Below are 13376 nucleotides of genomic sequence, written 5' to 3' on the forward strand. Positions count from 1 at the left end.
GGGAAGTAGCCGGGAGGTCGAAATTTCTTCGAACGATCTTGACTGTGGCAGAAATCACTGCGACTCTGGGAGGTGAAGCCCTCCATGACGGGATGGGCCACGAACCCTTCCGGACCACAAGGAGCCCGGAAAGGAGTACGGAAATGACAGCGAACCCAGCCGGGGCGGTCGCCACCATGTCCCCCTCACTCCCCAACGACCCACAGTCACACCGACGGACGGGCTCACCCGATATCCACCCCACCCCACAGGAGCTGGCCCTGCGGCTGGCCACCGACCCGGCCGCCGTGGGCCTGGCCCGCCGCGCCACCACCGGCGCGCTGCACGGCTGGGGGGTGCCCGACACCACCGCCGAAGACATCGTCCTCATGGTGGACGAGCTGGTGACCAATGCGATCGAGCACGCCACCGGGCCCGTGTGGCTGCGGCTTCGGCTGCGTCGCGGATGCTGCGTGATCTGCAAGGTCGGGGACGGCTGCCACGAGACACCCCGGCTGCGCCACAGCGACCTGGACGCCGAGAGCGGCCGCGGTCTGTTCCTCGTCTCCGCGCTCGCCGATGCCTTCGGCGCCCGCGTCACCACGACCGGAAAGGTCATCTGGTTCCGGCGCCGCGTGCGGGACGACCGGATCCCGGCACCCCGCACCACCTCTCCCGTTGATTACTGACCAGTAGACCGCTTGTCCGCTGAGTGATATCTTTGCCCGCGTGGCGCATGATGGTGGTCTGGCTCTCGTCCGTAAGTCCGTTGAGGTCCTCGATCTGCTCGCGGCGCGAGGAGAGGCGACGGCCGCCCAGCTCGCCGAGGAGCTGGGCGAACCCCGTAGCTCGGTCTACCGGCTGCTGTCCAGCCTCCAGCACCTCGACATGGTGGAGGGCGGCAGCCGACGCGGCACCTTCCGTCTGGGCTTCCATCTGCTCAGCCTCGGCACCGCCGTGGTGGAGCGGTTCGACGAGCGGCGCTTCGCCCAGCCGGTGATGGAGCGGCTCCACGACGAGACCGGCGAGACGGTGTATCTGTGCGTCCGGCGCGGCCGTGAGGCGGTGTGCATCGAGCGGCTGGACGGCCGGCGGGTCCAGTCCCTCGCCCTGAAGCTCGGCGGTGCGCTGCCGCTGCACGCCGGGGCGGCCTCGCGTGTCCTGCTGGCCTTCCAGGACCGCTCGGCCTGGTCGGACTACCTCGAGCAGGGGCCCTTGGAGCGGTTCACCCCGTCCACCCCGGTCACGGCGGACGCGCTGGTGCCGGTGCTGGAGGAAACCCTCGACACCGGAATCTCGGTCAGCGACCAGGACGTCACCATCGGCGTAGCCGCGCTCGGCGTGCCGATCCTGGACTACCGGGGGCAGGTGCGTGCCGCGCTGTCCATCAGCGGGGTCCGGGAGGCGATCCTCGGCGCGGACACGGCCGCCGGTCTGCGTGAGCGGTTGGCCGAGGCCGGCCAGGAGGTTTCGCGGGCGCTGGGCTGGAAGGCCGTCGCCGGCGCCGTCGCCGACTTCGGCTGACCCGGCAAAGCCGTGTGCCCGCCCCGGCCTTTCCGCCGGGGCGGGCAGATCACGCGGAGCGATCGGCCGTTGTGGGGTCAACGGGCCCCGGCGAGCAGCAGATCGCGGGCCTCGGCCTCGACTCCGGCGGCGTCCAGCCGGTAGTGCCCGTACAGATGCGTGGGCGGGCCGATCAGGCTGTACTGGTCCCGGATCCCGTGGCGGTGCAGCCGGACCGGTACGCCGTGCTCGGTGATCAGCTCGGCCACGGCGCCGCCGAGGCCGCCGAGCACATTGTGTTCCTCCACCGTCATCAGCAGCCGGGAACCTCGCGCGGCCTTCAGCACCGCCGCCTCGTCCAGCGGCTTGACGGTGTGCATGTCGAGCACCCCGACGCTGTACCCGTCCGCGGTGAGCGCCGCCGCGGCCTCCAGGGCGGGGTGGACCATGGAGCCGGTGGCGATGAGGGTGAGATCGCTTCCGGTCCGGTGCTCGATGGCCTTTCCGATCTCCAGGGTGGTGCCGGCCGGGTAGACGTCCGGGTCCCGGCCACGGCCGATGCGGAAGTAGACCGGGCCGGGGTGGTCCACCGAGGCGCGCAGCGCCGCGGCCAGGGCCGCGGTGTCGGCCGGTGCGATCACGGTGAGCCCCGCGATGCTCCGGGTGATGGCGAGGTCCTCGGTCGCGTGGTGGGAGGTCCCGTAGAAGCCCAGGGTGATGCCCGCGTGGTGGCCGATCAGCCGGACGGGCTGGCGGGTGTAGGCGACGTCGGTGCGGATCTGTTCGCAGGCCAGCAGCGCCATGAAGGACGCGAAGGTGGCGACGTAGGGCCGCAGGCCGGTGGTGGCCAGGCCCGCCGCGGTGGACACCATGTGCTGTTCGGAGATCCCGAACTGGAGGTACTTGTCCGGGTGGCGGTCCTGGAAGCGCACCAGTCCGTTGGAGTACTTCAGGTCGGCGGTGCCGACGACGACGGGATGGCCCTCGTCGGCGAGGTCGGCGAGGGTGTCGCCGAGAGCCTGAAGGCCCGGAGCCTGTTCCAGCAGGCTGAGCAGATGCCAGGATTCCGGCTGGAGACCGGGTGCGACGCTCACCGTGTCCCCCGCAGCTCGGCCAGGGCGTTGGCCTCGTCCCGCTCGGCCAGCCAGCCGAGATGCCATCCGAACTCGGACTCCATGTAGGAGATCCCCTTTCCCTTGACGGTGTTGGCGACGACCACGGCCGGACGGTCGCGGCCGGTGTCCTCGGCGAGCGAGCGCAGCAGGGACAGCAGGGCCGGGACGTCGTGTCCGTCGACCTCGTGCGCCTGCCATCCGAACGCCCGCCACTTGTCCAGCAGTGGTTCGATCCCGGTCACGCCGTCGATGCGGCCGTCGAGTGAGTGGTCGTTGCGGTCGACGATGGCGACCAGCCGTCCCAGCCGGTGGTGTGCGGCGCCCAGGGCCGCCTCCCAGACCTGTCCCTCGTGCAGCTCTCCGTCGCCGAGCAGGACGAACGTGGTGTACGGGCGCCGCTGGAGGCGGCCGCCCAGCGCCATGCCGGTCCCGGCGGACAGGGCGTGGCCCAGCGACCCGGAGCTGAAGTCGATCCCGGGGATGCGGGTCATGTCCGGGTGGTCGCCGAAGGCGTTCCCCAGGCGGGTGTACTCGTCGAGTTCGGCCGCGTCGAAGAAGTCCCAGTCGGCCAGCAGCGGATACAGCGTGGCCGCCGCATGGCCCTTGCCGAAGAGGAAACGGTCGCGGTCGGGCCAGTCCGGTTCACCACGCCGCAGCCGCATCACCCCGTAGTAGAGGGTGGCCAGGATCTCGGCACAGGAGAATCCGGACGCGTAGTGGCCGGTCTTGGCGATCGAGATCAGCCGCACGGTTTCCAGGCGTGCGAACAGGGCCCGTTCTTCGATGTGCTTGATCAGTTCGCTGTCCGCCGGCTCGGCCGGCGTCTGTGCAGTCATTCGGTGTCTCTCCCAGTCGGTGAGCCCAGTCGGTGAGCCCGATCGGTGGCACGGCCGGGTCCGGTCCGCGTCACCATCGACATCGGAAGTTACCACTCACTGGACATGACGTCCATGCCATGAGAATGTCTCGGTGGTCGCCGTCACACCACCACCGAGGTGGGCTTTCGCCCGAGCCAAGGAGATGCGATGACCCTTCCCGACCACTCCGCGCCCGTGACCGAGAAGAAATCGCGGGCCCCGGCCGTCCACCAGCGTCAGATCCGTGTCACCGCGCCCCGGCGGGTCGCGCTCGTCGAGCGGGACCTCACCGGTCCCCCGCCACCCGGCGAGGTCCGGGTCCGGGTCCGCGAAGTCGGCGTGTGCGGCAGCGACCTGAAGATGTGGTCGGGCGAGCACGCCGTGCTCAAACCCCCGTTGGTGCTCGGGCACGAGGCGTGGGGGACCGTCGAAGAACACGCCGTGGCCGCCGATGCCACCGGCGCCACACCGCTCGCCCCGGGCACCCCCGTGGTCGTCGTTCCCCCGGCCGGCTGCGGCACCTGCCACAACTGCGCGCGAGGGCGTGAGCAGTTGTGTGCGCGGATGCGGTTCGTCGGCGGCCGGATCGACGGCGCCATGGCCCGGTTCCTGACCGTCCCGCCCCGCCATCTCCTGCGGATCGACCCCCGGGTGCCCGAGGAACTGCGGGTCCTGATCGAACCGCTGACGGTGGCCGTGCACGCGGTCGGCCGGGCCCGCGTCGCCGCCGATGATCAGGTCCTGGTGATCGGTGCGGGGCCCATCGGCGTCTTCTGCTCGCTCGTGCTCGCCGCCCAGGGCGTCGGCCGTGTGGTGGTGACCGACCGGGACCCGCTGCGGCTGGACCTCGCCCACCGGCTCGGAGTGCCGCACCGCGTGCGGACGACGGCCGCCCAGCCACTTCTCGCGGCCGGGGACCACATCCGTGCCGAGGGGGCGGACGTGGTGTTCGACTGCGTCGGTGCGCAGGCCACCACCACACAGGCGCTGACGGCGACCTGCCGCGGCGGCCGAACCGTCCTGGTGGGCATCAGCCCCGCCGAACTGACCGTCGGTGGAGTGGCGCTCCAGCGCGGCGAACGCGAGCTCATCGGCGTCCAGATGTACCAGCGCGAGGACTTCACCCACGCGATGGACCTGCTGGCCGAAGGGCTCGTCCCGGCCATCGACGGTCTCAAGCGCTCCCGGCCGCTCGGCCGGGCCGGGGAGCTCCTCGACGAGCTCGCCCGGCGGCCGAGCCCGGTCCTGAAGGAAACCCTGCTCCCGGACTGAGAGACACCGGGCCGCGGGACACCCGCTCCTCCCCACCTCTCCCCGCCCCGAAGGATCCGGCCATGAATCCTCCCTCCGCCGTCACACGGCCCTCCCGTCCCCCCGCCGGCACACCGAACATCCGCACCGTGGCCTGGGCGACCATGATCGGAACGGCCATCGAGTGGTACGACTTCTTCACCTACGGCATCGCCGCGGCCCTGGTCTTCAACACGCTCTTCTTCCCCGCCGACACCTCGCCGCTGGTGGGGACGCTCCTCGCGTTCAGCACCTACGCCGTGGGGTTCGCCGCCCGGCCCATCGGCGGCGTCGTCTTCGCACACTTCGGGGACAAGGTCGGCCGCAAGTCCATGCTGGTGCTCTCACTGCTGCTCATGGGCGGCAGCACCTTCTGTATCGGGCTGCTTCCCGGCTACTCCACCTGGGGTGCGGCCGCGCCCCTGCTCCTGGTGGCCCTTCGGGTCGTCCAGGGATTCGGGGTGGGCGGCGAATGGGGCGCGGCCGCCCTGATGGCGGTCGAGCACGCGCCGCCCAACCGTCGTGGTTTCTACGGTAGCTGGCCGCAGATGGGGGTTCCCGCCGGAATGCTCATCGCCAACCTGGCCTTCTTCGCCCTGTCGGGCAACATGAGCGACCACGGCTTCCAGGACTGGGGCTGGCGCGTTCCCTTCCTCGGCTCCGCGGTGCTCATCGTGCTCGGGCTCGTCATCCGGCTCCGGGTGAGCGAGTCCCCGGTGTTCCGCGCGATGGAGAAGGCGGGCCGGATCGAGCGACGGCCGGTGATCGCCGTGCTCCGTACCCAGCCGGGGAACGTCCTGCGGGCAGCGGGCATCAGGTTCGCCGAGAACAGCACCTTCTACATCCACACCACCTTCGTGCTCACCTACGGCACGACGGTGCTCACGCTGGAACGCGACGATCTGCTCATCGGGGTGGTCATCACGGCCGCCCTGGGGCTGATCAGCCTGCCCCTGTGGGGACGGCTGTCCGACCGGGTCGGACGCCGGCCCGTGGTGCTCTTCGGTTCGGCCCTGCTCGCCGCCCTGTCCTGGCCCTTCTTCTGGGCGCTCGACAGCGGGTCGCTGCCGATCATCTATCTCGTCACGATCCTGTGCGTCAACGTCGGCAATCACGCGGTGTACGCACCACAATCCGCCTACTTCGCCGAGCTGTTCGAGCCCGAGGTCCGCTACAGCGGCGCCTCGATCGGCTCACAGGCGGCCAGTGTTCTCGCCGGCGGCCTGTCCCCGCTGATCGCCACCGCCCTGCTGGAGGCGGGCGACGGCTACCACCTCATCGCCGTCTATATGACGGCGATGGCGTTGATCACCGTGTGCACGGCGCTGATCAGCCCCGACCCCTACCGCCAGTCCCTGAAGCGATCCTCCACACCGGGCGTCCACGACGCCCGGCCCACCGAATCCACCACGGAGATGTCCCATGGCTGACCCCACCGTTCTCATCACCGGCGCCGCACAGGGGATCGGGGCCGCCACGGCCCGGGTCCTCGCCGAACGCGGCTGGCGTGTCGTCGTCGCCGACCTCAAGAGCGACGCCGCCCAGGACCAGGTCACGGCCCTCGACACGGCGTCGCCGGTGGCAGGGGGGCACCTGGCCGTCGCCGTCGATGTCACCGACGAAGCCAGTGTCAGCGCGATGTTCGATGACATCGCGACGCGGGCAGATGGGCTCGACGCGCTGGTCAACGGCGCGGGGGTGATCTTCCGGCAGGCGGCCCAGGACTTCGACAGCCGACAGTGGTCCCATCAGCTCGCGGTCCATCTCACCGGCGCGATGCACTGCGCACGCGGGGCCTACCCGCTGCTGGCCCGCAGCCGCCGGGCCAGTGTGGTCAACATCGGTTCCGTCGGGTCGACCTTCGGGCTCCCCGGCCGACTCGGCTACGCCACCGCCAAGAGCGGAGTGCTGGGGCTCACCCGGACCCTGGCGGCCGAGTGGGGCCCGGCCGGCATCCGGGTCAACACCGTGGCGCCCGGATACGTGGCCACCGAGATGGTGCGCAGTGGCCTGGAGTCGGGAGCGCTCGACCGGGAGACACTGGTGCGGCGCACCCCGATGCGACGGCTGGCCGAGCCCGCCGAGATCGCCACCTCCATCGCCTTCCTCCTCTCCCCCGACGCCTCCTTCGTGCACGGTGCCACCCTCCGCGTCGACGGGGGCATCACGATCGACGGCACCTTCTGATCGCCGGCGGCCGAGGACACCCCATGAACAGCCACCCTTCCGGCCGGCCCGGAGACATGAGCGGGCGCACCGCCGTGGTCAGCGGAGCGAGCAGCGGAATCGGGCTCGCGATCGTACGGCGCTTCCTCGAGGCGGGCGCGACCGTTCACGGACTGGCCCGGCGTGGCCATCTGATCGAGGAACAGGCTCGGGACGCCGCGCCCGAGGCGGACCGTCTGCACCACCACGGTGTGGACGTCGGTGACCACGAGGCGGTACGGGACTGGGCGCAGCGGATGTCCGGTCCGGTGGACACCCTGGTGTGCGCCGCCGGAACCAACATCCCCGAGCGGCGCCTGGCCCAGCTAACCCCCCGGGCCTGGGACTCCATGCTCGCCACCAATCTGAGCGGGACGTTCTACCTGCTGCACGCCCTGCTCCCGCGGCTCCGCGAGGCCCACGGCGACGTGGTCATCCTGTCGAGCGTGGCCGGGGCATGGCCCGATCACACCGGCCCGGCCTATCAGGCGGCCAAGGCCGGGCTGCTGGGCCTCGCCCGGGGAGCCGGCCGGGACGAGTACGGCAACGGCATACGGGTGTGCACCATCCTGCCGGGCATCGTGAACACCCCGATCCTCGACGACCGGCCCGAACCCCCGCCGCGGGAACTGCGCGACCTGTTCGTCCAGCCACCGGACATCGCCGAGGCGTGCCTGGCGGCCATCACCCTCCCCCAGCGGGCCTGTGTCGCCGAAATGACCATCGTGGCCACCGCATTGCAGTCCATGGGCAACACCCAGACGGCCACTCCGACGCCGCCACCAGCGACGCCGGGGGAACACCGGTCGGCGGTGCGGCCCGGCACATCATCCGGCACGGCCTGAAACATCTGTCCAGGGCGCCCCCGCGGGACGCGGCCGACCTCGCCCGCCGAGGTCGGCCGCGTCCCGTGTACTGGAGGGCCGAAACGCGCACGTCCGGGATCAGGGGTGGATGACCGCCTTGATGCAGCCGCGGTCGTTCCGGACGGCGTCGAGGGCGGCGCCGTAGGCGTCCAGCCCGAACCGATGGGTGATCATGCCGTCGGTACGCACCCGGCCCGTGCGCAGGACCCGCAGCGCGCGGTCGAAGCTGAACGCCTGGGTGAAGGATCCGCGGATGGTCAGCTCCCGGCTGAAGATCTCGTGCGGGGAGAGTTCGACGCGTTCTCGCTCCCCGGCCATGCCGTAGAGGAAGACGGTGCCGCCATCGCGGGTGAGCGGCAGGCACTGCTCGATCACGCCGAGGGCGCCGGTCGCGTCCACCACGGTGTCGAAGCCGTCGGGTGCCAGCGTGCGCAGTGCGGCGCGGGAGGCCGAGGCGTCGTGGCGGTCCATGACCACCGTCTCGTCGGCGCCGAAGTCCCGTGCCAGTTTCAGCTTGGCCTCGGTCGGCGCCGCGACGGTCACCCGCCCCGCGCCGCTGGCGGCCAGCAACTGCGCGAGCAGCAGCCCGGTGGTGCCGGCGCCGAAGACGAGGACATCGCTGCCGGGCCGCGGGGCGAGCACGTCCATGCCATGCACGGCACACGCGACGGGCTCGGCGAAGGCCACGACGTCCAGGGGGATGTCATCCGCGGGGTGGCAGTGGGACGCGGGCACCACGATCATCTCGGCGAAGCCGCCCGGCCGTGTGACACCGTGGTCGCGCAGCCGGGTGCAGAAGGCCGGTCTGGCCCGGCGGCAGTTGGCGCATGTACCGCATGAGACACGGTTGTTGAGGGCGACGCGCTGTCCGACGGCGAGAGTCGTCACCCCCTCCCCCATCGACTCCACCTCGCCCACCACCTCGTGTCCGGGGGTGAGCGGATAACGGGGAGAGAACTCACCTCGGTGGAGATGGGCATCCGTGCCGCAGACCCCCGCGGACAGGACGCGCAGACGTACCTCGCCCGGGCCCGGCTCGGGATCCGGCAGATCGGTGTAGCGGAACGCGTACGGTCGGTCGTAGACGATGGCTTTCACGCCGTCTCCTCGGTTCTGGCGGTTTCGGTGTGTCGGTTCTGCCCGTTTCGGCGCGTCGGCGGGCCGGTCAGCCGACCTTCACCAGCACCTTCATCTGGTCCGGGCCACCGGCGGCCCGGAACGCCTCGTCCGCCCGCTCCAGGGGGAAGGTGGCGGTGACGAACTCGTCGGCCGGTACGACGCCGGTCTCCAGAAGCGACATCGCGGCGCGCACGTCCTCCCCGACGTACATGAGGGAGCCCCGCACGGTGATCTCGCGGTCCTGGACGAGGTCCAGCGGGACACTCGACGGGCCCTGGGGCACGCCGACGACCATGACGGTGCCGCCCTTCTCGACGGACTGGACGGCCTGGGTGATCGAGGCGGACATGGATACGCAGTCGAACACCACGTCCGCGCCGCCGCCGAGCCGCTCCCTGACCAGGTCCGGCAGACCGGGGGTGCCGGACGCGAGCGCCGCGTCCGCCCCCAGCCGCACCGCCCGGTCCCGCTTCGCCGCCACCGGATCGGTGACGATCACGGTCCGTGCGCCCGCCGCGCGCGCGGCCAGGGCGGTGAGCAGCCCGATCGGCCCGGCGCCGAGGACCAGCACGCCGCCGCCGGCGAGGTCCCCGGCCCGGCGCACCGCGTGGACGGGAGTGGCCAGCGGTTCGACGAGCACGGCCTGGACATCGGTGAGCCCATCGGGCACCCGGTGCAGCCGATCGGCGGAGACGGTGAAGCCGTCCGCCATCGCCCCGGCCGTCTGGCAGCCGACGACGCGCAGTCCCCCGCAGATGTTGTAGCGGCCGGAGCGACAGTGGCGGCAGGTCCCGCACACCAGATTGGGCTCGAGCAGCACCCGGTCCCCCTCGGCCACGGATGTGACGCCGGGGCCGATGCCATCGACCACGCCGACGGCCTCGTGCCCCGGGTGGTACGGCCGGGAGATGAAGGGGTGTTCGCCGCGGCGGGCGTGTACGTCCGAGCCGCAGATGCCGGCCAGCAGGGTGCGTACCCGCGCCTCGCCGGCCGCGGGCCGCGCACGTGCCACTTCCTCCACGATGACCTCACCGTCCGCGGTCACGGTCACCCGCCGGTCCATCGTTCCCCGTTCCCCTGCGCCGCCCGGTGTCCTCGATGCGCTCATCGGAGTGTGAAGCCCCCGTCCATCAGCAGTTCCGTGCCCACGCAGTAGGCGGCCTCGTCACCGAGCAGCCAGGCGATGGCGGCGGCGATCTCCTCGGGCTCCGCGAACCGTCCGGCGACGGTGCCCTCCTTCCACCGTGCGTGCAGGTGCTGCTTGAGGTCGTTGAGCGCGGTGGCGACATAGCCGGGCGCGACGCTGTTGACCCGTACGCCACGCGGGCCCCACTCGACGGCCAGCGAACGGGTCAGCGCGCTCACGGCGGCTTTGGAGGCGTTGTACGCGGACTGCTTCTGCGGGTGGTTGACGATATGAGTGCCGGACATCGAGGAGACCGTGACGATCCGGCCCCCCGCCCCGTCGAGCATCCGCCGGGCGGCCGCGGCGCAGATGAGGAACGTCCCCCTCAGATTGACGCCGAGCACCCGGTCGAACTCGGCGGCGCTCATCCGCTCCGCGGGTACGTCGTCCTCGACCACCCCGGCGGCCGCGACGAGACCGTCGATCCGGCCCCCCTCGGTGACGACCGTGGCGATCGCGGCCGCCACACTGTCCTCGTCGGTGACATCGCAGAGGATGGATCGCCCGACGGGCGATTCGATGAGATCGAGGGCGTACACCTCGGCGCCCAGACCGGCCAGGTGCGCGCAGGTGGCCCGTCCGATGCCTCCGGCGGCTCCGGTGACCGCTATCCGGGCACCCTGATACCAGGACATGATGTCTCCTTGCGTTGACTCCGGCAGCGATAAGACGTCCTGTACGTACAGGATGTCAAGAGGACGGGCTGTTGTCTTCCTTCCTGGCGCTACGCTTGCTTCGTGGAACCCGGACGGATTGACCGCAGCGCCGCACTGCCCTTCTACGCGCAGCTCAAGGAGTTGCTGCTGCCACAGCTCGGCAGCGTCTGGAAGGTGGGCGAGCGCCTGCCCGGTGAGGTGAGCCTGTGCGAGCAGTACGGCGTCTCCCGGACCGTCGTACGTCAGGCCCTCGACGAACTGGAGGGCGAGGGCCGCATCGTGCGGCGCAAGGGGCAGGGCACCTTCGTGGCCGCCCGCAAGGTCGACGAGTCGCTCTTCCAGTCGATGACGGGCCTGCATGAGGATGTGGCCGCCCGCGGTTCGGTGCTGGTCAGCGCGGTGCGCCGGCTGGAGTTCGCCCCCGCGACGGCGGACGCCGCCCGCGAGCTCGAGGTCGAGGAGGGCTCGCCGCTGCTCCATCTGGAGCGACTGCGCTACGTCAACGACGAGCCGTGGGCGCTGACCAGCACCTGGCTGCCGCACCAGGTGGCGCCCGGACTGCTCGACGAGGACCTGACGCGCCAATCGCTCTACGCCCTTCTGGAGGACAAGTACGGCGTCAGCCTGGACCATGGCAGGCGCCTGGTGGAGGCGGTGCCCGCCGCCCCGTCGGTGGCCGAGGCGCTCGGCGTGGACGCCCACGATCCGGTGCTGCTCCTGCGCAGCACCGCCTGGGACCAGGAGGGCAGGCCGGTGGAGTACTTCACGGCCTACCACCGCGCGGACCGCAGCCGCTTCCAGGTACATGTCCGCAGGCGGCGCCGGGCCGGAGCGCCACCGTCGATGCTGGTGAGCGACAGCACCGACTGAAATACGCTCCCACCTGGGCGGCGGCCCCGATGTGACATCGGGGCCACCGCCCCTTTCGCGACCCCACGGCCCCGTCCCACCCCACACCTATCATCCTTGACATCCTGTACGTACAGGATGACAGTGACCTGCGCACCGTTCCAGGCCACGCCCGGACACCAGGAAGCTGGAGAGACATCCGTGATCATCGCCCATGACCTCGGCACCACCGGGAACAAGGCGTCCCTGCACACCGACGACGGCCGGCTGGTGGCGGCGGTGACCGTGCGCTACGACACCGACTTCCGCACCGGCGGCATCGCGGAACAGGACCCCGACTCCTGGTGGCAGGCCGTCTGCCGGGCCGGCCGCGAACTGCTCGCCCGCAGCGGGACACCCCGGGAGCGGATCAGCGTCATCGGGTTCGGCGGCCAGATGATGGGGGCCGTACTGCTCGACCGCGCGCACCGGCCCGTGCGGCCCGCGATGATCTGGGCCGACCACCGCAGCGCCGAGCAGGCGAGGACACTGGCCGCCGGGCTCGGCGAGGAGCGTGCCTACCGGCTGCTGGGGCACCGGATCCACCCCACCTACTCACTGGCCAAGGTCATGTGGGTGCGCGACAACGAACCACGGACCTTCCGCCGGGTGGCCCATGTCTGCCTGGCCAAGGACTACATCGTCCAGCGTCTGACCGGCACGCTCGCCACCGATCCCTCCGATGCCTCCAGCACCAACGCCTTCGACCAGCGGGCGGGCGTCTGGTCGCGAGCCGTGCTCGACGCGGCGGCCATCGACCCGGGCCTGCTGCCCGACGTCGTGGAGTCCACCTCGGTCGTCGGCCGGGTCCGTGCGCACGTCGCGGAGGAGACCGGGATGCCCGCCGGAGTCCCCGTCGTCATCGGCGGCGGAGACGGCCCCCTGGCCGCGCTCGGCGCCGGGGTGCTGACATCCGGCGACAGCGCCTATACCTACCTCGGCTCCTCCTCGTGGATCTCGATGTCGGCCCGGCGGCCGCTGTACGACCCGGCCATGCGCACCATGACGTTCAACCACGTCCTGCCCGGACACTATGTGCCGACGGCCACCATGCAGGCGGGCGGCGCCTCACTCGAGTGGATCGCGCATGTGCTGCGCCCCGACGACGGCCCGGAGCGCATCGCCCGCACCCTCACGCGGATCGAGGACGCCGACACCACAGGGCTCTACTTCCTGCCCCATCTGCTCGGTGAGCGCTCGCCGTACTGGAACGCCGACGCCCGCGGCGCCTTCGTCGGACTCTCCCGGCACCATGGCCCCGCGCATCTGGCGAAGGCCGTCCTGGAGGGAGTCGCCTTCAACCTGGCGACCTGCGTCACCGCCTTCCGCGAGGCCGGGCATCCGGTCGACCGCGTCGACGCCATCGGCGGTGGCGCGGCGAGCGATACCTGGCTGCGCATCCTCGCCGACGTCTGGGGGACCCGCGTACGCCGCCGGAGCATCGTCGAGGAGGCCAACAGCCTCGGTGCCGCCGTCACCGCCGCCGTGGGCAGCGGCCTGGTCGACGGTTTCGAGGTGGCCCGCGAACTCTCAACGGTGGAGGCGGAGTTCACCCCTTCCGCGGACCGGCACCGCCACTACACCGCGCGCCATCGGGAGTTCCTGGACGCCTATCGCGGCCTGGAGCCCTGGTTCGCGCGGGAGCGTGCGTAACCGCACCGGACACCGGGTCGCACCGACCCCCATAAATTCTCACCCACTAGACAGCTAGT

The 13376-nt window shown here is 71.2% G+C and carries 13 protein-coding genes; 8 read left to right on the forward strand and 5 right to left on the reverse strand.

Going from position 1 to position 13376, the window contains the following annotated elements; genetic code table 11:
* The first annotated feature begins 143 nt into the window (after positions 1-143).
* Positions 144-668 (forward strand): ATP-binding protein, encoded by a 525-nt coding sequence (locus tag ACK1X7_RS08105; RefSeq protein WP_398160497.1) that lies wholly within the window; start codon positions 144-146, stop codon positions 666-668.
* A 40-nt stretch (positions 669-708) separates the two neighbouring features.
* Positions 709-1503, forward strand: coding sequence for an IclR family transcriptional regulator (locus ACK1X7_RS08110; RefSeq protein WP_385150529.1), 795 nt, complete (start codon positions 709-711; stop codon positions 1501-1503).
* A 77-nt stretch (positions 1504-1580) separates the two neighbouring features.
* On the opposite strand, the gene ACK1X7_RS08115 is transcribed toward ACK1X7_RS08110, so the two are convergent.
* A complete protein-coding gene (locus ACK1X7_RS08115) occupies positions 1581-2576 on the reverse strand; it encodes a transketolase family protein (protein ID WP_413114869.1) in 996 nt (331 codons plus the stop codon).
* Positions 2573-3433, reverse strand: a complete 861-nt coding sequence (locus ACK1X7_RS08120) for a transketolase (protein ID WP_385150535.1) — start codon at positions 3431-3433, stop codon at positions 2573-2575. Before ACK1X7_RS08120 ends, ACK1X7_RS08115 begins: the two co-directional genes overlap by 4 nt.
* A gap of 189 nt (positions 3434-3622) precedes the next feature.
* Between ACK1X7_RS08120 and ACK1X7_RS08125 the strand changes: the two genes are divergently transcribed.
* From ACK1X7_RS08125 to ACK1X7_RS08140, 4 genes are all read left to right on the forward strand, one after another.
* Positions 3623-4726, forward strand: coding sequence for a zinc-dependent alcohol dehydrogenase (locus ACK1X7_RS08125; protein WP_390792640.1), 1104 nt, complete (start codon positions 3623-3625; stop codon positions 4724-4726).
* 62 nt (positions 4727-4788) lie between these two features.
* Positions 4789-6174: an MFS transporter gene (locus tag ACK1X7_RS08130; protein WP_385157976.1), complete on the forward strand. Its 1386-nt coding sequence runs from the start codon at positions 4789-4791 to the stop codon at positions 6172-6174.
* Complete coding sequence (locus ACK1X7_RS08135; RefSeq protein WP_385157974.1) at positions 6167-6931, forward strand: SDR family NAD(P)-dependent oxidoreductase; 765 nt, start codon at positions 6167-6169, stop codon at positions 6929-6931. The genes ACK1X7_RS08130 and ACK1X7_RS08135 overlap by 8 nt, the downstream gene beginning before the upstream one ends.
* Before the next feature lie 23 nt (positions 6932-6954).
* The gene (locus ACK1X7_RS08140) at positions 6955-7794 is read left to right on the forward strand and encodes an SDR family oxidoreductase (RefSeq protein ID WP_385157972.1); all 840 of its coding nucleotides are present in this window, start codon (positions 6955-6957) and stop codon (positions 7792-7794) included.
* Positions 7795-7893: 99 nt separating this feature from the next.
* On the opposite strand, the gene ACK1X7_RS08145 is transcribed toward ACK1X7_RS08140, so the two are convergent.
* The 3 genes from ACK1X7_RS08145 to ACK1X7_RS08155 form a co-directional block, all read right to left on the reverse strand.
* Positions 7894-8913: a zinc-dependent alcohol dehydrogenase family protein gene (locus ACK1X7_RS08145; RefSeq protein ID WP_413114870.1), complete on the reverse strand. Its 1020-nt coding sequence runs from the start codon at positions 8911-8913 to the stop codon at positions 7894-7896.
* Between the two features lie 67 nt (positions 8914-8980).
* Positions 8981-9985: a zinc-dependent alcohol dehydrogenase gene (locus ACK1X7_RS08150; protein ID WP_413114871.1), complete on the reverse strand. Its 1005-nt coding sequence runs from the start codon at positions 9983-9985 to the stop codon at positions 8981-8983.
* Between the two features lie 53 nt (positions 9986-10038).
* Positions 10039-10755, reverse strand: a complete 717-nt coding sequence (locus ACK1X7_RS08155; RefSeq protein WP_385158538.1) for an SDR family NAD(P)-dependent oxidoreductase — start codon at positions 10753-10755, stop codon at positions 10039-10041.
* A 102-nt stretch (positions 10756-10857) separates the two neighbouring features.
* On the opposite strand from ACK1X7_RS08155, the gene ACK1X7_RS08160 reads away from it, so the two are divergent.
* Together ACK1X7_RS08160 and xylB are read left to right on the forward strand one after the other, a co-directional pair.
* A complete protein-coding gene (locus ACK1X7_RS08160) occupies positions 10858-11646 on the forward strand; it encodes a GntR family transcriptional regulator (protein WP_385158536.1) in 789 nt (262 codons plus the stop codon).
* 180 nt (positions 11647-11826) lie between these two features.
* Positions 11827-13317: a xylulokinase gene (gene xylB, locus ACK1X7_RS08165; RefSeq protein WP_390792636.1), complete on the forward strand. Its 1491-nt coding sequence runs from the start codon at positions 11827-11829 to the stop codon at positions 13315-13317.
* Positions 13318-13376: the final 59 nt, after the last annotated feature.

This window comes from Streptomyces sp. CY-1, from assembly GCF_047218265.1.
In the GTDB taxonomy this organism is placed as follows: Bacteria; Actinomycetota; Actinomycetes; order Streptomycetales; family Streptomycetaceae; genus Streptomyces; species Streptomyces niphimycinicus.